This is a genomic window from Pseudonocardia sp. Ae505_Ps2 (assembly GCF_001932425.1).
In the GTDB taxonomy this organism is placed as follows: domain Bacteria; phylum Actinomycetota; class Actinomycetes; order Mycobacteriales; family Pseudonocardiaceae; genus Pseudonocardia.
Genome location: NZ_MCIP01000001.1, coordinates 5,737,081 through 5,757,105, shown reverse-complemented (window position 1 = coordinate 5,757,105; position 20,025 = coordinate 5,737,081). Strand labels below are relative to the sequence as shown.

Sequence of the window (20,025 nt, the reverse complement as noted above, 5' to 3'; positions counted from 1 at the left end):
CACGGCCCGATCTCAGGTGGGCGTGCCCCGCCGCCCCACCGACGCGGTGGCGACGGCCCCCGTCGACTGCCCACGGACGAACTCCTCGACCGTGGTGGCGTTACAGCTCATGTACAGCGTGGCGAGGTCCTCGCCGCCGAACGCGCACGCGACCGCCTGCGCTCCGGTCACGGGGACCTTGTCGGTCAGCTCACCGCCCTCGACCACCCGGTAGAAGCCGGCGTCGTCCCCGGTGGTGAGCGCATTGCCGAACCACACCCCTCCGTCGGTGTCGAGGGCGATGCCGTCCGGCATGAACGTCTCGGGCAGCTGTGCCCAGACGTGCGGGTCCGACAAGGTCCCGTCGGGCGCGCGGTGGTAGGCGGTGATCCGGTGCAGGAAGGTCTCCGCGAGCAGGAGGCGCCCGTCGGACGTGAGCGCCATGCCGTTGGGGAACAGCACGTCGCCCTCGACACGCCGGACGGTGCCGTGGGGGTCGACGTGCGCCAACGCCGTTGGCCGCGGGTCCTCGGTTCCGACGGCGAACCCGAAGTTGCCGGCGTAGGCGTGCCCGTCGGACGTCACGAGCATGTCGTTCCCGGGGCCACCGGCGATGTCGCTGAAGTCGGCGTAGGTGCTCAGCGCGCCGTCCGTCCCGATCCGCTGGATCGTCGCGTCGGTCTGGGAGACCACCAGGGGGGTGCCGTCCGGCAGGAACCCCAGGCCCGACGGTGCGCCCGGAACCCGGGCGACCGTGGCGGCGTCCCCGTCGGGGGCGAAGGTCAGCACCGTGCCGGCGAAGAAGTCGCTGGCCCAGAGCGCGCCGTCGTGCCAGCGCAGGCCTTCGAGGAACTGGTGTCCGGTGGAGAACCCGGTCGGGGTGTGGAGCTTCATCGCGTCACTTCCGTGTCGATTCGAGGGTCGTGTGCTCGCGCGCCAGCTCGCGGAGCCGGAACTTCTGGATCTTGCCGCTGGGGTTGCGGGGCAGGTCGTCGACCAGGAGCAGGCGCTCGGGGAGCTTCTGGCGGGCCATCCGCCGCGCGGTCAGCCACTCGACGAGCGCCGGCAGGGTCACCTCGCGACCGGTCTGCGCGACGACGACGGCGCAGACCCGTTCCCCGAGCACCGGGTCGGGGGAGGAGACGACGGCGACGTCGGCGACCGCGGGGTGTTCGAAGAGGTGGTCCTCGATCTCCTTGGCGCTGATGTTCTCCCCGCCGCGGATGATGATGTCCTTCTGGCGCCCGGTGATCTCGACGTAGCCGTCGTCGTCGATGTGGGCGAGGTCGCCGGTACGCAGCCAGCCGTCGTCGGTGAAGGCCGCGGCGTTGAGCGAGGCGTCGAGGTAGCCGAGGAACAGCTCGGGCCCGCGCACCTGCAGCTCACCGTCCGGGGCGAGCCGTACCTCGGTGGCGCCGATCGGCCTGCCGTCGGTCCGCGCGCGCTTGTCCACGGGATCGTCGGCGTTGCAGGCCGTGGCCGTCGGGTACTCGGTGGACCCGTAGCCCCGGCTGACGGTGCAGCCCAGCGCCGTGGTCGCGGCCCGGACCAGCTCCGGCGGGACGTCGGCGCCGCCGCACGCGAAGACGCGCAGCGAGCTCACGTCGCGTTCGGCCAGCGAGGGGTGGTGGACGAGCCCGTGCAGGAACGGCGTGGCCGCGACCGTGAACGTGCACCGGTGCTCCTCGATGAGCTCCAGACCCCGACCGGGCTCCCACACGTCGAGCAGGACGACCGCGCTGCCCAGCATGAACGGCAGCTGCAGTCCGTAGAGGACACCGATGATGTGGCCGACCGGCGAGGGCATGAAGACGACGTCGGTCGCGGAGAGCCCGAAGAAGTCGATGATGCTGCGGTTCTCGTGGTCCAGGGTGTCGTGGCTGTGCAACGCGCCCTTGGGCGCCGAGGTCGTACCGGAGGTGTAGAGCAGCAGGGCGATGTCGTCCGGGGCCCGGGGCGTCCGGACACCGTCCGCCCGGCCCTCGCCGAGGAGAGCGTCGAAGCTCAGCGTGCCGTCCCCGCCGTCCACCACGACGACGGTCTCCAGCTCGGGGACCTCGTCGCGGATCTCGTCGAGCATGGCCGGGTAGTCGAAGTCGCGGAACAGCCGCGGGACCACGGCGACCTTCGAGCCGGCCTGGCGCAGGATGAACGCCGTCTCGCGGTGTCGGTAGATCGGGATGATCGGGTTGCTGACCGCGCCGAGCCGGATCGCCCCGAGGTGCACGACGACCGCCTCGGCCCGGTTGGGGAGCAGCCAGGACACGACGTCGCCGGGGCCGACCCCGCGCCCGTGCAGCGCCGAGGCGAACCGGTTCACCGCCTCGTCGAGCGCGCGGTAGGTCCAGCGCCGCCCCCGGTCGACGACGGCGGTCGCCTCGGGGCTGCGCGCCGCGGCCGTGGCCAGGTGGCCGTCGACGAGGTTCCCCGCCCAGTGACCGGCCTCGACGTTGCGCCGGGCCTGCTCGTCGTCGGTCCTGGTCGCTCTCATGACTGCCTCTCGGGGTCCAGGAGCGCCGCGCCGACGTGGTGCCGCAGCTCGGTCTCGTCGCCGTACCAGCCGCGCAGCGCCAGGGCGCGCCGGTAGTACCAGCTGACGTCGGTCTCGGTGGTGAAGCCCATGCCGCCGTGCAGCTGGATCGCGTCCTCGCAGACCCGGACGGCGGCGTCCGCAGCGTGTGCCTTGGCCGTCGAGGCGATCAGGTCCAGCTCCGGAGGCGACGCCCCGCCGGCGTCGGCGAGGGCGGCCAGGCAGAGGTTGTGCAGGCCGGTCGACCGCGCGGACATGTCGGCGACGAGGTGCTTGACGGCCTGGAAGCCGCCGATCGGCCGGCCGAACTGCTCGCGCTGCCCGACGTGGGCCACGGTGCGGTCCAGCGCGCCGCGGGCGAGACCGCCGAGCTCGCAGGCGAGCAGCAACCGGCCCCACGACCGGATCCGGTCCCCGAGCCCGTCGTCGGTGACCAGGGTGTGGGCCACCGCGCCGTCGAAGGAGACGGACGCGAACGCGACCCCCGGATCGGCACTGGCCAGGGGCTCGACGCGCACCCCGGGAGCGTCCGGGTCGACCAGGCAGACCGTCGTACCGTCGACGACGACGAGCACCCCCGCCTGCGCGGCGAACCGGACGGCGGCGACGGACCCGACGACCTCCCGCCCGGTGACCGCGACCGACCCGAGGTCGCCCGGGACCGACGCCCCGGGGTCGACGAGCGCGGGCGGTGTCCCGTCGGCGGCCGGGACGATCTGTTCGACCAGCGCCGGCAGCAGACTGTTCTCCAGCAGCGGCCCGGGAAGCAGGTGCCGTCCGTACTCCAGGAACACATGGCCGAGAGCGGCCGGTGGTGCGCCGATCCCGCCCCGGTCCTGCGGCACGGCCAGGGAGTACCAGCCCAGTCCGGCGAGCTCGGATGCCAGGCCCGCGTCCCAGTCCCCGCCGTCCAGGAGCGCACGCCGCCGTTCACCGGTGTGGGACCGGGTGAGGTAGTCGTCCACGGCGGACGCGAAGTCGTCGTGATCAGCCACGGGGCAGCCCCAGGAGTCGTTCGGCGACGATGGTGCGCTGGATCTGGGCGGAGCCGCCGTAGATGGACGCGGCCCGCGAGTAGAGGTGCTCACGGGCCCAGCGGTCGGACCGCAGGCCGCCGGGCCGGGCGCCGGGCACCGCGCGCAGTGCGCCCAGCAGCCCCGCGATCTCGGCGAACACGGTCTGCTCGACGTCGTTGAGCACGAGCTTGTCGACGGAGTCCAGCGGTGTCGGGCCGGCGTCGGCGACGAGCCGGGCGGTGGTCTGCCGGGTCTGCGCGTCGAGGACCCGCATGGCGACCTGTGCCCGCCCGACGGCGGCCCGGGCCCGGGCCCCGGCGACACCGTGCGCGCGGAGCTCGCCGACGGCGTCCTCCAGCGCGACCTCGAGCTCCACCCGGCGGCGCAGGGTGGCCGCCCCGCGCTCGCTGCCCAGCGTGTGGGTGGCGATCGTCCAGCCGTCGTTCTCGTCCCCGAGCAGGTTCCGCCGCGGTACCCGGACCTCGTCCAGGAAGACCTCGCAGAACTCCCGGTCGCCGGTCATCTGCCGGATGGGCCGGGCGGCGATGCCGGGGCTCGTCATGTCGACGAGCAGGTAGCTGATGCCTGCCTGCTTGCGCACGGTCGGGTCGGTACGGACCAGCAGCGCACACCACTGCGCCTCGTGCGCCCAGCTGGTCCAGATCTTCTGGCCGCTGACCACGTAGTCCTCGCCGTCGGCGACCGCGCGGGTGCGCAGGGAGGCGAGGTCGGACCCGGCGTCGGGCTCGGAGAAGCCCTGGCACCAGATGTCCTCGCCGGAGAGCATGCGGGGCAGCAGCTCGCGACGCTGCCGGTCGGTGCCGTAGCGGTCGATGGACGGCCCGACGACCTCCAGACCGATCAGGCCGACGGGCTGGGGGGCACGGGCCCGCACGAGCTCCTCGACGAACACCAGCTGGTGGGCATGGGTGAGCCCGCCACCGCCCGCCTCCCGCGACCAGGCGAGGCCCAGCCAGCCGGCGTCGGACAGGGTCTTCTGCCAGCGGCTCAGCACCGCGAACCGGGCGTCGGGGTCCGACGGGACCTCGGGGGCCCCGGTCGCGGCGAGCCAGGCCCGGGCCCGGGCCCGGAAGTCCTCCAGGGATTCCACGGTCACCGTCCCGTGTAGACCGGTTCGCGGCGTTCGAGGAACGCGTTCACGGCCTCCTTGGAGTCCTCGTAGCCGGACAGCTCACGGGTCCGGTCCTGCTCGAACTCGTAGCCGGACCTGAGGTCGCGGTACTCGATGCCGTTGAGGCTGCGCTTGGCCAGCCGCAGCGTGACGGGGCTGTGCCGGGCGATGGATCGCGCCAGCTCCCGGGCCTTCGCGAGGAGCTGCTCCTCCGGGACGATCTCGACGATGCCGCCGTAGGGCAGCAGCGTCTCGGCGGGGTAGAGGTCGCCGGTGTAGTGCATCAGCCGGACCACGCCCTGCGGCACGAGCCGGGACAGGTGCTTCGCGCCGCCCAGCACCCCGACGGTGACCTCGGGGGTGGCGAACCGGGCACCCTCCGCCGCGACGACGAGGTCGCACGATGCCGCGATCGCCAGACCCGTCCCCACGGCGGCCCCGTGGACCGCCGCGATCACCGGGTAGGCGGAGTCGTAGATCGCCCAGAACGCCTCCCGGGCCTGCTCGAGCTGCTCCGGGGCGTTGTCGGGGTCCAGGGTCCGGAACGCGTCGAGGTCGTTGCCCGCGCAGAAGTGCTTCCCCCGCCCGGCGAGCACGACGACGCGTGCTTCGGGGAGGTGACGCTCGACGTCGCCGAAGAACGCGCGGATCTCACGGTAGAACTGCTGGTCGACCGCGTTCACCGGCGGGCGGTCGAGCCACACGGTGGCCACCGGGCCCTCGGTCTCCCACTTCAGGAACTGCAGATCGCTCACGGGGTGTCCTCTCCTCAACGGTGGTAGGCGGCGGCGAACGCCTCGAGCTCGCGCGGGACGTCGCTGCCCGCGGGCTGGAAGTGGAGCCAGTCGCAGCCGGCCTTCTCCAGCTCGGCGAACCGGTCCCGCCACTGGTCACGGGTCAGCGCGAGCCCGGCCGCGGTGATCACCTCGCCGGTCACGAAAGGCCGGTCGATCTCGTTGACCCCGACCACGTGCCGGTCGTGCAGGGCGATGTGACGGACGCCCTCGGGGATGTGGTCGTAGGCCGCGGCCCACGCGTGGCCGCTCTCGCCGAGCAGCTCGTCGATCACCCCGTGCTCGACGGCCCAGTGCAGGAACAGCCCCGCGCCGTGGCCCGCGGCGTCGATCACGCGCTCGGAGCCCGGGTCCTCGCCCTCGTCGAGCACGGTGCCGATGAGCATCATCATCTGCGGCCCGAAGCCCGGCTCGGGCGCGGTGATCCGGAACAGCTCCGCGCCCAGGGACCGGGCGACCCCCGTGCCCTTCGGGCCTTCGCCCGCGACCCCCCAGGGGACCGAGATCGGCAGGGCCGGGCCGAAGCGGGCGTCGGGCTGGATGAGCTGCATGGTCGCGCCCTCCCACTCCACCTGCTCGCCGCGCAGCAGGGCCCGCACGACCTCGGTGTAGTGCTCGACCCGCGCCCACGGCACCGGTGGTCTGCCCATGGCGAGGCGGCCGGTGAAACCGCTCCCGATCCCGATGAGGACGCGGTCCGGCCCGGCCGTGTGCACCAGCGTGGTGATCGCCGAGGCGGTGACCATCGGGTGGCGCAGACTCGGGATCAGCACCCCCGGCCCCAGCACGATCCGGTCGGTCCGCTCCGCGGCCTGGTTCAGCACCATCCAGACGTCCGGGTACAGCGCGGGCGAGTCGTAGCACAGCGCCCTCTCGTAGCCGAGCTCCTCCGCGATGCGGATGTGCTCCGGAGTCTCCAGCGACGTGGCGAACGAGCATCCCAGCTTCATTGTCGGGTCTCCCGGTCGAAGGGGTCGGGAGTCGGAAGTTAGGGCCGATGGACATAGCTTGTCAATCAGCGATAACTGGATAGCATGGGCGAACAGATCGATCAGCAGTCGTCGATGCGCGAATGTCCATCACTGCTCACTGGGTCGACATGGAGGTCGAGATGCTGGTGCACTGTCTGACGCTCACGTTCACGGAGTCCGCGACCACGGCCGACGTCGAGGCGTTCCGGGACGCGATCGCGCGGCTGCCCGGCCAGGTCGGCGTCCCCCTGCGCACCCGGCAGGGTTCCGACCTCGGTGAGCGTCCGACGAACGCCGACTACGCGGTCGTCTCCGAGTTCGCGAGCGTCGAGGACTTCCGGACCTACCTCGCCCACCCGGCCCATCTCGCGGTGCCCCGGGACCACGTCCGGTCCGTGCACAGCGTCCAGTTCCACGTCGTCGAACCGGACTGAGCCTCGGTGGCCCGGGCTCCGGTGCTGACCCGTCGTTGCGCGCACCGGGCGCCGTCGGGCCCGTGGCGTGGCGGGCCGGTCAGCTGCGCGGGTCGCGTTCGGCCCGCTCGCGACGGAGCCGGTCGAGGTCGTCGGTGGCCAGCGCGTTCCAGAACCGCAGGGCCGCGTGCTCCATCTCCAGCCCCAGTTCGATGGTGATCATGCGCGGCTCGGCCCACTCCTCCCGGCCGTGCCCGAGCTGACCTCGGCGGGCCCGGACGAGCACGGGTACCGGATCGGCGCGGTGGTGCGGCAGCGCGCGGTCGAGCACGATCCGGCGGCCCGGGAGGCCCCGCTGATCGGGATGGCCCTGCCGTTCGTCGGGCATCGCGAGCTGCGCAGTGCGGGCCGGGACGGCATGAGGCCGGTCCCGGTGGGTCAGGTCGTGGCGGCCGGAGCCGGCCAGACGAAGCGGTCGTCCGCGGCGTAGTCCTCGCACCGGGCCTGCAGCGCTGCGGTGACCTGGTCGGGGGCGTCCGCCCCGACCAGGAGCCGGAACGGGCCGTCGGGTGCGTGGACGTGCTGGCGCAGGGCCTCGACCGCCTCCGCCACGGGCGCACCGAGCGGGCCTTCGGTCCGCCACGGCACCTCGGCCGTGCCGAACAGCTCGCGCCGCAGGTCGTCGTAGTCCGCCGACGGGCTCGCGAAGTGCATCCCCGAGCCCGCCCAGTCCGTGTCGAACCCGCCGAGCTGGGCCACGGTGACGCGGACGCCGAAGCGCGAAACCTCACCGGCGAGCGCCTGGGAGAAGCCCTCCAACCCCCACTTGCCCGCGTTGTAGAGACCGAGGGTGGGCATGGCGCCGACCGCGCCGGTCGTGGAGATCTGGACGATGTGCCCGGCGCCCCGGGCGCGCAGATGGGGGAGCACCGCCTGCGCGACCCACAGCGGGCCGAGCAGGTTCGTGTCCACGATGCCGCGCGCCTCGGTCTCGTCGACCTCCTCGATCGCGCCGACGAGGCCGTACCCGGCGTTGTTGACCACGATGTCGAGCCGGCCGAAACGCGCAATGCCGGAGGCGACCGCGGCTCGGACCGCGTCCCGCTCGCGGACGTCGGCGACCGCCACGTGCAGCGTCGACGGGAACTCCCGGTCCAGGTCGGCGAGTGCGTCGGCGCGGCGGACGGTGGCCACCACCCGTTCCCCGGCGTCGAGCGCGGCCCGGGTCAGCGCCCGGCCGAGGCCGCGGCCGGCGCCGGTCACGAACCAGACAGGTCGTTCGGTCACGGGGCTCTCCTCGGCGGGGCGGGCGCTCATGCCCACAACGATACGGAACGTTCCGTATCGATTGATATCGTGGCCGGGTGGACGACGACAGCCGTGACCGCCCGTCGGCACCGGTCGGTCGCTCCGAACGGGCACGGACGGCCGCGCTCTCCGCGGCGCTGGCCCTGGCGACGGAGCTGCCGTATCCGCAGGTGACGATGGAGGCGATCGCCGCGCGTGCCGGTGTCGGCAAGGCGACCCTCTACCGGCGGTGGCCGCACCGGGGTGCCCTGCTGGTCGACGCCGTGGCCCACCGCAACGCGGCGGCCGCCGCCGGCGGCGGGATACCGGACACCGGTGACCTGGTCGCCGACCTGACCGCGGTGCTGCGGTCGGTCGTCGACGAGCTCGCGGACCCCGGATGGGACGCGCTCCTGCGGGCGCTGTGCGTCGAGGCGCTCGTCGACACCGGCATCGGGGCGCAGGTGCTGGAACAGGTCTTCGCCCCGCAGATCGCCCTGTTCGCCGACCGGTTCGCGACGGCGAGGGCCGCCGGTCAGATCGACGGCTCCGTGGGCGACGTCGAGGCGTTCGAGCTGGTCGTCGCGCCGGTCTTCCACCGGTGGCAGCTGCGGACCGGGGTGCTCGACCACGCCTACGGCGACGCCGTCGTGCGGCGCGCGTGCCGGGCGCTCGCGCCCTGAGCGCCCGGATGCGCCCCGCCGCGCGGGCGACCGGTCGACTCCGGTGCCTCGGTGACCGTGGAGCCGATCAGTGCCGCGACGCCGGAGCGAACCCGGGAACGCCCGCCCGCGCGGCCGACCCGAGGAACGCCCGGCGTTCCGCATCGATCCGTGCGGTGATGCCGGGCTCGGCGGTCGGGCCGAACCCGACCTCCGGCCGGGACCCGTCCAGCAGGGGGAACACGGCGTCACAGAACTCGTCCGGGTCGGCGCCGTGGGCCGCGCCCGGTCCGGCGAGGCCCGTCGCCACGGCGGGCGGGATCAGCTCGACGACCTGGCAGCGGGTTCCGTCCAGCGCCTCCCGGAGGGTCACGGTGTAGCTGTGCACCGCCGCCTTCGCCGCGCTGTAGACGGGGGCGAACGTCTGTGGGACGAAGGCGCCACCCGAGCTGACGTTGACCACGAGAGCGGGCCCGCCCCGGTCCAGCATCATCGGGACGAGCAGCCGGGACAGGTGCAGCGGAGCGGACAGGAGCACGTCGATCTCGTTCTGGACCTCCGACCACGGGGCGTCGTCCGCGGCGATCCCCACCCGCCGTTGGATACCCGCGTTGTTGACCAGGACGTCGAGCGCGGGCAGTACCCGGCGGACGTGCTCGGCCAGCCGTTCACGCTCCGTGGGATCGGCCAGGTCACCGGCGAAGGTCTCGACACCCGGTTCGCCGGCGGCGCCCGCGGCGAGCCGCCCGGCGTCCCGCCCGGTGACCAGGACCCGGTGTCCCGCTCGCCGGTAACGCCTCGCGAGCCCGAGACCTATGCCCGCGCTGCCTCCGGTGATCAGGACCGAGCGTGTGTCAGGTGTTGTCATGTAAATAATGGTGGACCTGCTGGGTTTACATGACAACCGGCCGGTAGGATGATCTGCATGACACCGCCGCTGGACGAGGCCGAGACCGCCCGGTGGGTCGCGTGGAAGCGCGCGAACGATGCCGTGAACGCTGCGGTCGCCACCGCGATCGGCGACGCGTCGGGGCTGTCGGTCGCGGACTTCTCGGTGCTGTCGCGGGTCGTCGAGCACGGGGGCGGACGGATGGCCCAGCAGGAGCTCGGGGACATGCTCGGATGGCAGCGGGCGCGGCTGTCGCGCCACCTGGGACGGATGGCCGAACGGGGGCTGGTCGACCGCGACACCGACGCCGACCGGCGGCGTCGGGTCGTCGTCACCGAATCGGGCCTGCGCTCGCTGCGGGCAGCCCGGCCCGCGCACGCCGACGCCGTCCGCCGGGTCTTGCTCGCCCCCACCTCCAGCCCGAGGGGCGACGAGTTCTGGGCCACGCTCGTCCGGCTCGCCGACCGGGAGGACCCCCGCGGTGGTGGGGCCGAACGGGGTGATGGCGACCGCGGTCCGTAACCGGTGCGCCTCCGATTCGTTGAATCGGGACGGCTACCGCAGGGGGGCGTCGTGTCAGGACCGAGATGGGACCCGGACTCGGGTCGCTGGGTGCTCGGGGACGAGTCGTCCCCGGTGGCCCGCCGCGGACGACGCCGGTCGGTCGAGGTGATGGACCGGTCGGGCGGCGATGTGGAGCGCCCGGCCCGTGATCTCTCGCCCGAGGACCTCGTCGCCGGGATCGTCTTCCCGCCCGCAGGGGAACCCGGGGGTCGATCGGTCGGGACGCGGGGTCGTCCCGGGTCGATGACGGAGCGTGACGATCTCGCCCGGCGAGGAGCGGGCCGGATCGACCACGGCTCCCGGCGCGGGCGTCGCCGTGCACCGGAGAGCGCCGGACCGGGCGCGCCCTCGTCCGACCGGACTCCCGGGGGATCACCGACCGAGGAGCCCTACCCCGAGGACCCGTACCCCGAGGACCCGTACGCCGAAGGAGCGCGTCAGAGCGCGACGGTGCGGCCCCGGCCGCACCCAGTGCGCCGGCCGCCGGCGGTCGTGTCCCCGCCCGGGCACGACCACAGTGGTCGTCCCCGCCACGGCGGCCGCCGGCGGGCCGAGGACCGCGACGGGAGTCGGTACGGCCTCGGCGGGTTCGCGACCGCCGGCCCCGGGGACGACCCGGACCCGTGGGACGGTCCGGAGACCGGACCGGTGCCCGACCTCCGTGCCGCCCGCCCCCGACGCGTCGACCGGGCCCCGGAGACGGCGTGGGACGCGCGCGGACTGCCGCTCGTCGAGGCCCGGCCGGCCGACCCGCACGACCTCGGGTACGACCCGCGCGACCTCGACCTCGACCTCGACCTCGACACCGACCTCGACCGTGGCGCCGACCTCGACACCGACGCCGACGACATCGGGGTGGAGCCCGACGACCGCCCGGAGGACCCGCCGCGGCGCGGACGCCGACGGGCGGTGCGGGCGGAGCCCCGTCGACGCCGATGGCCGTGGGTCGTCGGCGTCGCCGCGGCGGCTGCCGCGGCCGTGCCGATCGGGTTCGCCGTGTTCGGCGGCACCGGGGACCAGACCCCGGCCGCGTGGCGGGAGGGGTCGGTCGCGTTCGGGGCGTCGACCGGCGGCGGCCAGCCCGGCGTCGTCCCGGCCGCCGACACCCCGGAGGCGGACACCGCGCCCCACGGCGCGCCGGCTCCCGACGCCGCCGGGGGCGCGCCGGGTGAGGTCACCTTCGAGGTGAACGGCTCCGGCACGTCACGGATGATCACCTTCGGCGGTGGGTCGTCGGTCGGCCAGGCCTCCGAGGTCCCGCTGCCCTGGCGGCGGGCCGTCACGGCCTCGGACGAGCCCGCCGAGTACTCGGTGATCGCCTCCGGCGGGGACGGCGAGATCTCGTGCCGGATCCTCGTCGACGGTGCCGTCATCTCCGAGGAGACGGCCGGGAGCGGTTACTCCGCGGTGTCCTGCGTCGCCCGGCACTGACCGGCGACCCCGGCGGGTGGTGCCGCGGTCAGTGTCCGGCCTCCCGGAACCGCTTCCGTGACTCCTCCAGCTCGGCCTCGGCCGCCGCCCGGTTCGCCCAGTCGGCGCCCTCCACACTCTTGCCCGGCTCCAGGTCCTTGTAGATCTCGAAGAAGTGCTGGATCTCCCGGCGGTGGAACTCGGGCAGGTGGTGGATGTCGCGCAGGTTCTCCAGCCGCGGGTCGTGGGCCGGGACGCAGAGGAGCTTGTCGTCGCCACCCGCCTCGTCGGTCATCCGGAACATGCCGATGGTGCGCACGAGCACGAGGACGCCGGGGAACAACGGCTCGCCGGTGGTGACGAGGAGTGCGTCGAGGGGGTCGCCGTCCTCCCCGAGCGTCTCCTCGACGAAGCCGTAGTCGCCCGGGTACTGGGTGGCGGTGAACAGGGTGCGGTCGAGCCGGATGCGCCCGGACTCGTGGTCCACCTCGTACTTGTTGCGGCTGCCCTTCGGCACCTCGACCAGCATGTCGAACTCCACGGGCTCCTCCGACGCGTTGGCGTCAGGACAAGGGCATACACGCTCGCCCGTCGGGGCGCACCCCGCGGAGGGGCGGGGACCGCGTGGCGCGCTCGGCGGTGCCCGTCGGCGGCGGGCGGTGCCCGCCCGGCACGGCCGCGCTCAGGGTCATCGGCCGTCGGTGACCCCGTCGGCCCAGCCGGCCCAGCCGGAGAAGTCCAGGGTCCCGGCTCGGTCGAGCCGATCGGCGAACGCGAACAGCGCCGGTGCCGCGGTCGGGTGGACGTCGAGGGCCTCACGCAGCTGCGCGCCGACGCAGGGCAGGTCGGTGAACACCGTCAGCCCCCACACCGTGCAGGCCTGGCCACCGGGTGCGCGGACGAGCGGTCCGAGCGCCCGGACCGCGGCGAGCAGCTCGGCGAGCAGCTCGTGGTGCGCCGGGTCGGTCGCGGCGGTGGCCACCGCACCGCCCGCGGCCCAGGCCAGGCCCTCGACCTCGTCGTCGGCGCGGTCGTCGACCCAGGCCGCCCGCAGCGGCCCGGCGAACCGGGTGACGGCGTCGGCGACGGTGGCCCGGCCGGCCAGCAGGTCCTCGACGAGGGCGCGGTAGGTGGCCTCGGCCTCGGCGAACTCCACGGAGCGCAGGCTAGTTCCTCCGGTCGGCGAAGCCGGCGGGCAGCTCTTCCGGGCCGACGGCGATGACCGACTCGTCGTCGACGCCGACGTGCTCGAACAGCGTGATCTCGGCGAACTCCGGGATCGTCTCGATGGGGTAGGTCGGCCCGGCGTCGCGCAGCTCGCGCATGCGGTCGAGGTGCGCGTTCTGGAAGCAGACGGTCTCCCTGCCGTCGTCGGCGACCCAGCGCGGGAAGAAGATGGTGCCGTGCAGACGCCGGCGGACCGGCATCACGCAGACGACGACCGAGGTGCCGGTCGGCTCGTTCCAGGACACCTTGTAGACGCCCTCGTCGAGCCGGACCAGGTCCACCTCCTGGTCCTTCACCCAGCGCCCGCCGACGTGGCCGCTGTGGATCCGGTAGTCGATGGTGTGGTCGTTCTTCACGTACATCTCGTACTGCCAGCCGTTCTCGTAGGTGTAGATGAACCGGTGGCCGACGACGGCGGTCAGATCGTTCTCGTCCATGTAGATAGTTTTGCTTCAAAACTGTTTTGTGGCAATGCGACGTGCGACACTGTGCCGGTGACGACGACCGCCGCGCTGCTCGTCCGTGAGCTCGGTCCGCTGCGGCGGACCCTGCTGCGCCGCGCCAGGACCGCCGCCGACCTGCCGGATCTCTCCGAAGCGCAGATCGAGCTGCTCCGCACGCTGGCCGCGGCCGGGCCGCTCGCCCCGAGCGAGCTGGCTGCGAGGCTGCGTCTGGCCCGCTCCACCGTCAGCAACCTGTTGCGCACGCTCACCGCCGACGAGTTCGTGCAGCGACGCGACGGCGCCGACCGGCGCACCGTGCTCGTCGCCGTCGCGCCGCGGGCGACCGAGGCACTGGGTCGCTACGACGCGGCGGCCGAGACCCTGCTCGGTGTGGCGCTGGACCGGCTCGCCCCGGCCGACCGCGCGGCGCTCGCCGTCGCCGCCCCGGTGCTGGCCCGGCTCACCGCGGCCCTCGACGCGGGCTGACGCGGCACTGTTGTCCGGACCTCGCCTCCTCCCTGCGGTGGAGGCGCGAATCGTCCTGTGGACCGATTCGCCGGAGCGCGCCGACGGGCAGGCTCGGAGACGTCCCCGAGCCACCTGCGAAAGGCCCCACGATGACGACCGAGTGCCCGGCCATGGTCCGCCTGAGCGACGCCATCGGCCGCACGGTCGCGGCCGGTACCGCCCGCGCCACCCTGCTGATGGACCTGTCGGGGACCCGCGCCATGGGGGAGGCGCTCCCGCGACGACGGCGCCCGCTGCCGGCCCTGGCCCGGGCCGTCCTGCGCCGGGTGCCCCGGCAGGTGGTGACCCGCGGCGTCCTCGACCTCGCCCGGCGCCGCGCCATGGCCGGCCACGACCACATCGCGTTCCTGCAGATCGATGACCAGGTCTGGAGCGGACGGCCGGGGCGCAGGCTCGACACGCTGGGCCTCACCGACCCCGGCCGGATCGTCACCCCGCTCGCGGCCTTCGACCGGCTCGCCGAGGTCACCGAGGCCGTCGACCACGGCGTCGTCCCCGACCGCGGCGAGCGGTGGCGACGGCTGACCGTCACCACCGCCGACGGCGAGCCGGGCGAGGTGTGGCTCGACGGCGCCCACGTGCGCCGGATCCGGCTCCCCGAGCAGCGGCAGGACTCGACCACGGTGACCCTCGACGCGTTCGGCACCGACGTCGACGACCGCGACTGGACCCGGCTGCCCGGCTGAGCTCCCGGTCAGCCGGCGGCCGCGGTCATCCGCTCGTTGTCCCGGCGCACCGAGCGCGCCGCGAGGAACAGCCCCACCGACGCGATCGCCATCGACAGCGGCACGATCACCGCGAGGGCCTGTCGCAGCCCGCTCGCCGCGGCCTCGGCCGCGCTCGCGCCCGCGGCCAGCGCGTCCGCGGCGAACGCGTCCGACAGCGCGCCGGCGATCACCGGCCCGACGGCGCCGCCGAGCAGGTAGAAAGCGGCGAAGAACACCGCCGTCGCCGTGGACCGCAGCCGTGGCCCGACGACGTCGGCGACGGCCGGGTAGGCCGAGGTGTAGTAGAGGTACTGCAACAGCCACCCGGCGCCGAACAGCACGACGAACGTGCCCGTCGCCTCCGGCCCCACGGACAGCGCGAACCAGGTCAGCGGGGCCGACACCAGCGTCGCCACCGCACCGACCAGCACCCGAGCACCCGTCGAACGGCGGGCGGCCCGGTCGGAGACCCAGCCGCCGACGAGCAGCCCGACCAGCCCCGTCACGCCGACGACGACACCGGTCAGCACCGCCGCCCCGGTCAGGGACGCCCCGAAGTAGCGCTGGAACAGCGGCACGGTGAAGGTGTTGACCGAGTACGAGGCGAGGTTCGCGCCGATCCCGGCGATGATCAGGAACCACATGGTCGGGACGGCAAGGACCCGGCGGAACGGCCGGTCGACCGGCGTCGGCGGCGGCGTGGAGGCCGACGCCGACGCGGCCGCGGTCCTCGACGCCGGTTCGGACGCGCCGCGGCGGGGCTCGCGCACCAGGAAGAACCCGGCCGCGATCAGCAGCCCCGGGATCGCGGCCAGCACGAACGGCGCCCGCCACGTCCCGAACGCCTCGGCGATCGCGCCGACCGAGAAGTAGGCGAGGACGAGCCCGACCGGCAGCCCGAGCTGGAACAGCCCGAACGCCCGCGCCCGCTTCCCCGCCGGGTAGAGGTCGGCGATCGTCGAGTTCGCGGCGGGCGCGTAGCTGGCCTCACCGACACCGACGCCGACGCGCATCAGCAGCAGGGAGACGTAGTTCCAGGCCGCGCCGCTCGCGGCGGTCAGCAGGCTCCACGCCACGATGCCCCAGCCCATGATCCGGGCCCGCGAGCGGTGGTCGGCGAGCCGCCCGAGGGGGAGCCCGCAGACCGCGTAGACGACGGTGAACGCCGCCGCCAGGACGCCGATCTGCAGGTCGGAGAGCCCGAACTCCAGTTTGATCGGCTCGGCGACGATCGCCGGGACGGCCCGGTCGTAGAAGTTGAACGTGTTGGCGGCGAACAGCAGCGCCAGCACCCGGCCGGCGTTGGGGGCCTGTGCGCCCTGCTCGGTGGGCAGGAATCGTGCGCGTTCGGTCGTCATGTGGCCCCCGGTCCTCGGCGCGGCCGCGCCGTTGCGGCCACCCGGGACAGACTGCCCGACGGGGACGATTGCGTCACCGTCCACGTTCACGCCCTGCCCGTGGCCACCATCGACCGGGCACGGTCCGCGGGGCGGTCGTCCGGGCGCAGCCCGACCGGTCGCCGGGAGCGCGCCGCGGCCGCGGCGAGTGCCGTCGCGGCCGCGACCAGGGTCACCGGCACCGCGACGACCCCGACCGGGAGGACCCGGTGCAGCGAGCCCGTCGCCGCGACGGCGACGACGAAGACCGCGATGCGGGCGCCGGCGCCGGGGTTCCAGCTGCGCCCGGCCGGGTCGACCATGCCCGACACCCAGTTCGTGACGACCCCGGTGAAGTAGTTTGGTGGGGGTGCCGGCCGGGCCGACCCGGCGCAGCGCCGCCCCCTGCAGGCCCATGGCCAGGGTCGCCGTCCCGATCATCGGCTCGACGGGGAAGGTGTGTCCGGGCCCGCCGAGCAGCCACGCGAGGCCGAACGCGGACAGGACCGCGAGCTCCAGGCCGAGCGTGACACCGACGGCGCCCCGGGCCGGCAGCCTCCGCTCGGCCAGACCGGCCGTCACGGTGCCGGCGACCACGCCCAGCACGTAGCCGCCCAGCGCCCAGGCCGCGGGAGCGAGCGCCGGGGCCGACCCCAGCCCGCGGCCGATCGCCACGAAGCTGCCGGTCATGGCGCTGACGACCACGTCGTGGAACGCCGTGAACGAGGCCCCGTCCAGGGCGCCTGCCGCCGCGGCCAGCAGCAGCGGTACCGCTGCGAAGATCCGTGCCGTCCGGGAGTCATGATCTGTTGAGAGCACGGCGGCAGCATTCGGCCGTTCGGCCTAACGCGACGCTAAGTGGTGGGCAATGGTCAGCTCACCTCCGACCCGGTGAGCCTCGTGGGTCGCAGACCTGACAGAACGCTGACGGGACCGCATGGGATGCGTGCCGCCGACAGCCTGGCCGAGTCCCCGCCCACCCGGCCTGCGCGGTGTGCCGAGGACCCGGATGGTTCGATCACCCCATGCTGCGTGCCGAGCGGACGAGCGTATGGCGCCGCGACTACGAGTTCACACAGGACGGTGCGCCGGTCAGCACCTTCAGCTCGCACTGGTGGCGCTCCGGCGGGCAGATCCAGGTCGAGGGCCGCGAGTACCGGATCGTATCGACCGTCTGGGGCAGGACCTACACGATGACCGACTCCGCGGGGAACGTCGTCGCCACGGCGGAGCGGGCTGGTCGCAAGCACTGGACCGTCACCGCCGACGGCCGGTCCTACCGCTTCCGCCGGGCCTCGGTGTGGAGCTCCGAGCAGCACCTCGTCGAGGGCGACAGGACCGTCGGGACGATCCGGAAGTCGAGCTGGTGGCGAGGCGGGGCCGAGGCGACCTTGCCGGGCCTGAGCCTGCCGGCGCAGCTGTTCGTCGTCGCGGTCGTGCTCTCGGTGTGGGAGCAGCAGAACGCGGCCGCAGCGTCGAGTGGGGGAGGCTGAACCGGTGGGCGAGTGTTCGGACGGATCTGTCCCCGGCCGGCGGCGCCGCGTCCGGCACGATGCCCGATCCGGGTCAGGACGCCACGACGCTCGCCGCCCGGAACGTCTCACCCGGCATGGCGCGGCGCACCTTCCAGGTGATCGCGATCGGCTTGCGGCCCTCGTGGGACACGTAGGTGCAGGCGCCTAGGCACAGGAACGGTGCGCCGGGGCCGATGTCGTCGCCGGGGGAGTCCCGGACGAACAGCACCACGTGGCTGCCCTGGTCGGCGTGGCCGAGGTAGCGGCGCCCCGTCCCCTCTCCGGAGAGGCCGTGTCCCGCCGGGCCCCGCGGCTCACGACCGCGGGCCACCCCGCGGCGGCCAGGACGCACGCCAGGTCCGCACCCGCACCCCGTCGGGGACGCGGCCGCCCGACAGGTCCCCGGCGCGCAGGCAGAAGTGCGTCCACATGTGCAACTGGATCTCCTTGCCGATCCGCAGCACGTCGAACGCCAGCGCCGCCGCCCGGTCCCCGGGCCGCGACCAGGTCTCGATGCGGAACCCGATTCCCCGGTCGTCGTCGCTCGCGGAGAACTCGATCTGCCCGGCCTCCAGATGACCGGCCAGTGTCGCGAACCGGAACGACGTCGCGTCGCGGTGCACCACCCGGACCGGCCCGTTCCACGGTGCCGGCATGAGCACCACGTACTCGTCACCCACGACGAGCTCACCGAGCCGCCCGCGCGTCTTGCGGAAGGTGACGACCTCGGACGGGGCGAGGCGGTCGAGGTCGGCGCACACCCGCTCCATCAGGGCGGCCGCGTCGAGACCGCTGTCGCGCACGTCGACGGTGAAGACGCGGTGCAGCAGCGGTCCGGACCCCTCCTCGACCGCCTTCACGTGCGCGTCGACCAGCTCCTCCGGCGGCGCCGGCGGCAGGTCGGAGGCATCGCCGACCGCCTCGGCGCGGTCGATGTGCGGCAGGCGGCGCAGGTAGCGCGTGGCGGTGAGGGCGAGTCCCGCGGGATAGCGCAACACCGCTCCGGCGCGGCGCACCGGGCCCGGCTGGGGCGTCGGTTCCGTGCGCCGTGCCGTGGTCAGCCGGGTCCGTTCCGCGTAGCGCTCCACCGCCGCCACCAGCCGTTCCGGGTCGGCGACGGTCACGGTGATCCCGGGGTGTCGCAGCGCGCCGAACGGGTCGAGTGCCGGGACGGGGCGGTGGAACCGGATGCACACACCCCGCTCGGTGGCGCTGCCGAACGTCACGCCCCGGTCGGCGAGCGACAGCCGAGCGCCGAGCGCCTTCACCGCGCGGAACGGGCCGGTGAGCTGGGCACCCGCCAGGTTCCGGACCGGTGTGGCGAGCGAGAAGAACCCGAAGCGGACCCGCAGGCCGTCGTCGTCGAGGTCGACGTGGGCGTCGGACTGATCGCCCACCCCGAACGGCAGCAGCGCCGCGCCGAAGCGCGGATCGAGGTCGAACGGGTGGTGTCGCGGCGACGCGTCGGAGTCGGGCACGCCCGCGGGTACCCGCTGCGCGCCGATCGACGCGGCGCGGCCCGTCCGGGTCACCCCCGTGCCCGCTTGAGGATCACCCCGATCTCGATGGTCTGCCCCGCTCCGACCGCGGGCACGATCGTCCCGACCGTCTCCCATCCCTGGGAGCCGAGCTCGTTGAGCTCCTGCTCCATGCCGGGATAGTCGAAGCCCTTCCAGCCGAGCTTGTACTTCAGCACCTTGTGTTCGAACATCGGACGTCCTCTCCGTGAACGGGTGGTCAGTCGGTGGCCCGCAGCAGTGCCGAGAGGCGGACGAGGACGTCCACCTGGGCCGGGTTGTAGAGCTCCCGCATCGCCGCGCTCGTCGTCTCCGCGAGGACCCGCGCGCCGCGCGGGGCGTCGTCGTCCGGGCCGGCCAGGTCCGGATGGGCCTCCTGGATTCGCCGCACGTACGGCGCCATCCGTTCGGCGAGGTCGGCGCGGGCTTCGGTGTCGGCGTCGGCGGGCAGGTGGTCGAACTCGCCGTCGGTCGGGTCGGCCGGCAGGTCACGCAGCAGCTCGCCGTAGGCGGTCAGCTTGCGCGGCCCCATGAACCGGCTCATGAGCAGCACCACCGACCGGTCGGACTCGGTCAGCGCGGCCGCCTGCGCCGGCGCCATGGCCACCGGCAGGTCCGCCGGAGCCCGGCGGTCGATGATGGTGGCGAGCTCGAGGCGGGCCCGCTGCAGCCGTTCGATCGTGGCCGCGAGCTCGGCGTCGAGCGTGCGCAGTGCCTGCTCGGGGTGGTCGCCCTCGTCGAGGGTGTCCGCGATCTGCGGCAGCGAGAACCCGAGATCGGCCAGCCGCTTGATGCGCAGCAGCCGCACGAGGTGCTCGACCCCGTACTGCTTGTAGCCGTTGGATCGTCGCTCGGGCTCGGCCAGCAGCCCCACCTGGTGGTAGTGCCGCACCGCCCGCAGGCTCGTGCCGGCCAGCTCGGCGACCTCCCGGGTGCTCCACGTCATGGGAGGAGCCCACACCGTGCCGTCGCGGCATGGTCAAGCCAGCAGTGACCTGGACCACACACCAGGGCCTTCGGCTTGAGTGTGCCGCAGCGGCACGGACTTCCCTCGTCGCAGCACACC

25 protein-coding genes are annotated in these 20,025 nt (G+C 73.9%); 7 read left to right on the top strand and 18 right to left on the bottom strand.

The window, feature by feature from the left end:
• Nucleotides 1–12: 12 nt before the first annotated feature.
• The 6 genes from Ae505Ps2_RS26810 to Ae505Ps2_RS26785 are packed head-to-tail and all read right to left on the bottom strand — an operon-like array spanning nt 13 to nt 6,401.
• A complete protein-coding gene (locus tag Ae505Ps2_RS26810) occupies nt 13–873 on the bottom strand; it encodes an SMP-30/gluconolactonase/LRE family protein (RefSeq protein ID WP_075554099.1) in 861 nt (286 codons plus the stop codon).
• Nucleotides 874–877: 4 nt separating this feature from the next.
• Nucleotides 878–2,470, bottom strand: coding sequence for an AMP-binding protein (locus tag Ae505Ps2_RS26805; protein ID WP_075554098.1), 1,593 nt, complete (start codon nt 2,468–2,470; stop codon nt 878–880).
• On the bottom strand, nt 2,467–3,504 hold the full coding sequence (locus Ae505Ps2_RS26800) for an acyl-CoA dehydrogenase family protein (protein WP_075554097.1): 1,038 nt from the start codon (nt 3,502–3,504) through the stop codon (nt 2,467–2,469). The genes Ae505Ps2_RS26805 and Ae505Ps2_RS26800 overlap by 4 nt, the downstream gene beginning before the upstream one ends.
• The gene (locus Ae505Ps2_RS26795) at nt 3,497–4,636 is read right to left on the bottom strand and encodes an acyl-CoA dehydrogenase family protein (protein WP_212567672.1); all 1,140 of its coding nucleotides are present in this window, start codon (nt 4,634–4,636) and stop codon (nt 3,497–3,499) included. Before Ae505Ps2_RS26795 ends, Ae505Ps2_RS26800 begins: the two co-directional genes overlap by 8 nt.
• Before the next feature lie 2 nt (nt 4,637–4,638).
• Nucleotides 4,639–5,412, bottom strand: a complete 774-nt coding sequence (locus Ae505Ps2_RS26790; protein ID WP_075311194.1) for an enoyl-CoA hydratase-related protein — start codon at nt 5,410–5,412, stop codon at nt 4,639–4,641.
• 14 nt (nt 5,413–5,426) lie between these two features.
• On the bottom strand, nt 5,427–6,401 hold the full coding sequence (locus Ae505Ps2_RS26785; protein WP_075311196.1) for an LLM class flavin-dependent oxidoreductase: 975 nt from the start codon (nt 6,399–6,401) through the stop codon (nt 5,427–5,429).
• 122 nt (nt 6,402–6,523) lie between these two features.
• Between Ae505Ps2_RS26785 and Ae505Ps2_RS26780 the strand changes: the two genes are divergently transcribed.
• A complete protein-coding gene (locus tag Ae505Ps2_RS26780) occupies nt 6,524–6,856 on the top strand; it encodes a Dabb family protein (protein WP_083695133.1) in 333 nt (110 codons plus the stop codon).
• Between the two features lie 79 nt (nt 6,857–6,935).
• Here Ae505Ps2_RS26780 and Ae505Ps2_RS33780 read toward each other — a convergent pair whose 3' ends face one another.
• Nucleotides 6,936–7,223 carry a hypothetical protein gene (locus Ae505Ps2_RS33780; RefSeq protein WP_233147618.1) on the bottom strand — a complete coding sequence of 96 codons (288 nt, stop codon included), beginning with the start codon at nt 7,221–7,223 and terminating at the stop codon, nt 6,936–6,938.
• Between the two features lie 50 nt (nt 7,224–7,273).
• The gene (locus Ae505Ps2_RS26770) at nt 7,274–8,152 is read right to left on the bottom strand and encodes an SDR family NAD(P)-dependent oxidoreductase (RefSeq protein WP_075311200.1); all 879 of its coding nucleotides are present in this window, start codon (nt 8,150–8,152) and stop codon (nt 7,274–7,276) included.
• 47 nt (nt 8,153–8,199) lie between these two features.
• Here Ae505Ps2_RS26770 and Ae505Ps2_RS26765 point away from each other — a divergent pair, with 47 nt between their 5' ends.
• Nucleotides 8,200–8,805 (top strand): TetR/AcrR family transcriptional regulator, encoded by a 606-nt coding sequence (locus tag Ae505Ps2_RS26765; RefSeq protein ID WP_075311202.1) that lies wholly within the window; start codon nt 8,200–8,202, stop codon nt 8,803–8,805.
• A gap of 67 nt (nt 8,806–8,872) precedes the next feature.
• Here Ae505Ps2_RS26765 and Ae505Ps2_RS26760 read toward each other — a convergent pair whose 3' ends face one another.
• On the bottom strand, nt 8,873–9,652 hold the full coding sequence (locus Ae505Ps2_RS26760; RefSeq protein ID WP_075554095.1) for an SDR family NAD(P)-dependent oxidoreductase: 780 nt from the start codon (nt 9,650–9,652) through the stop codon (nt 8,873–8,875).
• A 57-nt stretch (nt 9,653–9,709) separates the two neighbouring features.
• Between Ae505Ps2_RS26760 and Ae505Ps2_RS26755 the strand changes: the two genes are divergently transcribed.
• Both Ae505Ps2_RS26755 and Ae505Ps2_RS26750 read left to right on the top strand, forming a co-directional pair.
• The gene (locus Ae505Ps2_RS26755) at nt 9,710–10,195 is read left to right on the top strand and encodes a MarR family winged helix-turn-helix transcriptional regulator (RefSeq protein ID WP_063718602.1); all 486 of its coding nucleotides are present in this window, start codon (nt 9,710–9,712) and stop codon (nt 10,193–10,195) included.
• Nucleotides 10,196–10,480: 285 nt separating this feature from the next.
• Nucleotides 10,481–11,668 carry an MmpS family transport accessory protein gene (locus tag Ae505Ps2_RS26750; RefSeq protein ID WP_139320216.1) on the top strand — a complete coding sequence of 396 codons (1,188 nt, stop codon included), beginning with the start codon at nt 10,481–10,483 and terminating at the stop codon, nt 11,666–11,668.
• Nucleotides 11,669–11,696: 28 nt separating this feature from the next.
• Here the strand turns inward: Ae505Ps2_RS26750 and Ae505Ps2_RS26745 are convergent, their stop codons facing one another.
• From Ae505Ps2_RS26745 to Ae505Ps2_RS26735, 3 genes are all read right to left on the bottom strand, one after another.
• Nucleotides 11,697–12,188, bottom strand: a complete 492-nt coding sequence (locus Ae505Ps2_RS26745; protein WP_020622612.1) for an inorganic diphosphatase — start codon at nt 12,186–12,188, stop codon at nt 11,697–11,699.
• 147 nt (nt 12,189–12,335) lie between these two features.
• A complete protein-coding gene (locus Ae505Ps2_RS26740) occupies nt 12,336–12,803 on the bottom strand; it encodes a hypothetical protein (RefSeq protein ID WP_075333649.1) in 468 nt (155 codons plus the stop codon).
• A gap of 10 nt (nt 12,804–12,813) precedes the next feature.
• Nucleotides 12,814–13,311: a phenolic acid decarboxylase gene (locus tag Ae505Ps2_RS26735; RefSeq protein WP_075311208.1), complete on the bottom strand. Its 498-nt coding sequence runs from the start codon at nt 13,309–13,311 to the stop codon at nt 12,814–12,816.
• A gap of 57 nt (nt 13,312–13,368) precedes the next feature.
• Here Ae505Ps2_RS26735 and Ae505Ps2_RS26730 point away from each other — a divergent pair, with 57 nt between their 5' ends.
• Nucleotides 13,369–13,803, top strand: a complete 435-nt coding sequence (locus Ae505Ps2_RS26730) for a MarR family transcriptional regulator (protein ID WP_170917091.1) — start codon at nt 13,369–13,371, stop codon at nt 13,801–13,803.
• A 131-nt stretch (nt 13,804–13,934) separates the two neighbouring features.
• On the top strand, nt 13,935–14,531 hold the full coding sequence (locus Ae505Ps2_RS26725; RefSeq protein ID WP_075311210.1) for a hypothetical protein: 597 nt from the start codon (nt 13,935–13,937) through the stop codon (nt 14,529–14,531).
• Nucleotides 14,532–14,539: 8 nt separating this feature from the next.
• Here the strand turns inward: Ae505Ps2_RS26725 and Ae505Ps2_RS33775 are convergent, their stop codons facing one another.
• Both Ae505Ps2_RS33775 and Ae505Ps2_RS33770 read right to left on the bottom strand, forming a co-directional pair.
• Nucleotides 14,540–15,910, bottom strand: a complete 1,371-nt coding sequence (locus tag Ae505Ps2_RS33775) for an MFS transporter (RefSeq protein ID WP_075554327.1) — start codon at nt 15,908–15,910, stop codon at nt 14,540–14,542.
• 86 nt (nt 15,911–15,996) lie between these two features.
• Entirely contained in the window at nt 15,997–16,251 is a 255-nt protein-coding gene (locus tag Ae505Ps2_RS33770; RefSeq protein ID WP_249265360.1) for a hypothetical protein, read from the bottom strand.
• A gap of 702 nt (nt 16,252–16,953) precedes the next feature.
• On the opposite strand from Ae505Ps2_RS33770, the gene Ae505Ps2_RS26710 reads away from it, so the two are divergent.
• Nucleotides 16,954–17,421 carry a hypothetical protein gene (locus tag Ae505Ps2_RS26710; protein ID WP_020623323.1) on the top strand — a complete coding sequence of 156 codons (468 nt, stop codon included), beginning with the start codon at nt 16,954–16,956 and terminating at the stop codon, nt 17,419–17,421.
• A gap of 73 nt (nt 17,422–17,494) precedes the next feature.
• Here the strand turns inward: Ae505Ps2_RS26710 and Ae505Ps2_RS26705 are convergent, their stop codons facing one another.
• Genes Ae505Ps2_RS26705 through Ae505Ps2_RS26690 form a run of 4 tightly spaced genes read right to left on the bottom strand, consistent with a single transcriptional unit; the run spans nt 17,495 to nt 19,905 of the window.
• Complete coding sequence (locus tag Ae505Ps2_RS26705; protein WP_175581828.1) at nt 17,495–17,794, bottom strand: hypothetical protein; 300 nt, start codon at nt 17,792–17,794, stop codon at nt 17,495–17,497.
• The gene (locus Ae505Ps2_RS30615) at nt 17,757–18,974 is read right to left on the bottom strand and encodes a DUF1990 family protein (protein WP_249265358.1); all 1,218 of its coding nucleotides are present in this window, start codon (nt 18,972–18,974) and stop codon (nt 17,757–17,759) included. The genes Ae505Ps2_RS26705 and Ae505Ps2_RS30615 overlap by 38 nt, the downstream gene beginning before the upstream one ends.
• A complete protein-coding gene (locus tag Ae505Ps2_RS26695) occupies nt 18,971–19,153 on the bottom strand; it encodes a DUF4177 domain-containing protein (RefSeq protein ID WP_020623321.1) in 183 nt (60 codons plus the stop codon). The genes Ae505Ps2_RS30615 and Ae505Ps2_RS26695 overlap by 4 nt, the downstream gene beginning before the upstream one ends.
• A 26-nt stretch (nt 19,154–19,179) precedes the next feature.
• Nucleotides 19,180–19,905, bottom strand: a complete 726-nt coding sequence (locus Ae505Ps2_RS26690) for a MerR family transcriptional regulator (protein ID WP_075333647.1) — start codon at nt 19,903–19,905, stop codon at nt 19,180–19,182.
• Nucleotides 19,906–20,025 lie beyond the last annotated feature (120 nt).

Excerpts from the sequence above, each read along its gene's own strand:
- Ae505Ps2_RS26750 (WP_139320216.1), top strand. The coding sequence starts at position 10,481 with ATGACGGAGCGTGACGATCTCGCCCGGCGAGGAGCGGGCCGGATCGAC.
- Ae505Ps2_RS26760 (WP_075554095.1), bottom strand. The coding sequence starts at position 9,652 with ATGACAACACCTGACACACGCTCGGTCCTGATCACCGGAGGCAGCGCG.
- Ae505Ps2_RS26735 (WP_075311208.1), bottom strand. The coding sequence starts at position 13,311 with ATGGACGAGAACGATCTGACCGCCGTCGTCGGCCACCGGTTCATCTAC.
- Ae505Ps2_RS26725 (WP_075311210.1), top strand. The coding sequence starts at position 13,935 with ATGACGACCGAGTGCCCGGCCATGGTCCGCCTGAGCGACGCCATCGGC.
- Ae505Ps2_RS26770 (WP_075311200.1), bottom strand. The coding sequence starts at position 8,152 with ATGAGCGCCCGCCCCGCCGAGGAGAGCCCCGTGACCGAACGACCTGTC.
- Ae505Ps2_RS26710 (WP_020623323.1), top strand. The coding sequence starts at position 16,954 with ATGCTGCGTGCCGAGCGGACGAGCGTATGGCGCCGCGACTACGAGTTC.
- Ae505Ps2_RS26785 (WP_075311196.1), bottom strand. The coding sequence starts at position 6,401 with ATGAAGCTGGGATGCTCGTTCGCCACGTCGCTGGAGACTCCGGAGCAC.
- Ae505Ps2_RS26690 (WP_075333647.1), bottom strand. The coding sequence starts at position 19,905 with ATGACGTGGAGCACCCGGGAGGTCGCCGAGCTGGCCGGCACGAGCCTG.
- Ae505Ps2_RS26780 (WP_083695133.1), top strand. The coding sequence starts at position 6,524 with ATGTCCATCACTGCTCACTGGGTCGACATGGAGGTCGAGATGCTGGTG.
- Ae505Ps2_RS26805 (WP_075554098.1), bottom strand. The coding sequence starts at position 2,470 with ATGAGAGCGACCAGGACCGACGACGAGCAGGCCCGGCGCAACGTCGAG.
- Ae505Ps2_RS26755 (WP_063718602.1), top strand. The coding sequence starts at position 9,710 with ATGACACCGCCGCTGGACGAGGCCGAGACCGCCCGGTGGGTCGCGTGG.
- Ae505Ps2_RS33770 (WP_249265360.1), bottom strand. The coding sequence starts at position 16,251 with ATGGTCGACCCGGCCGGGCGCAGCTGGAACCCCGGCGCCGGCGCCCGC.
- Ae505Ps2_RS26810 (WP_075554099.1), bottom strand. The coding sequence starts at position 873 with ATGAAGCTCCACACCCCGACCGGGTTCTCCACCGGACACCAGTTCCTC.
- Ae505Ps2_RS26695 (WP_020623321.1), bottom strand. The coding sequence starts at position 19,153 with ATGTTCGAACACAAGGTGCTGAAGTACAAGCTCGGCTGGAAGGGCTTC.
- Ae505Ps2_RS33780 (WP_233147618.1), bottom strand. The coding sequence starts at position 7,223 with ATGCCCGACGAACGGCAGGGCCATCCCGATCAGCGGGGCCTCCCGGGC.
- Ae505Ps2_RS33775 (WP_075554327.1), bottom strand. The coding sequence starts at position 15,910 with ATGACGACCGAACGCGCACGATTCCTGCCCACCGAGCAGGGCGCACAG.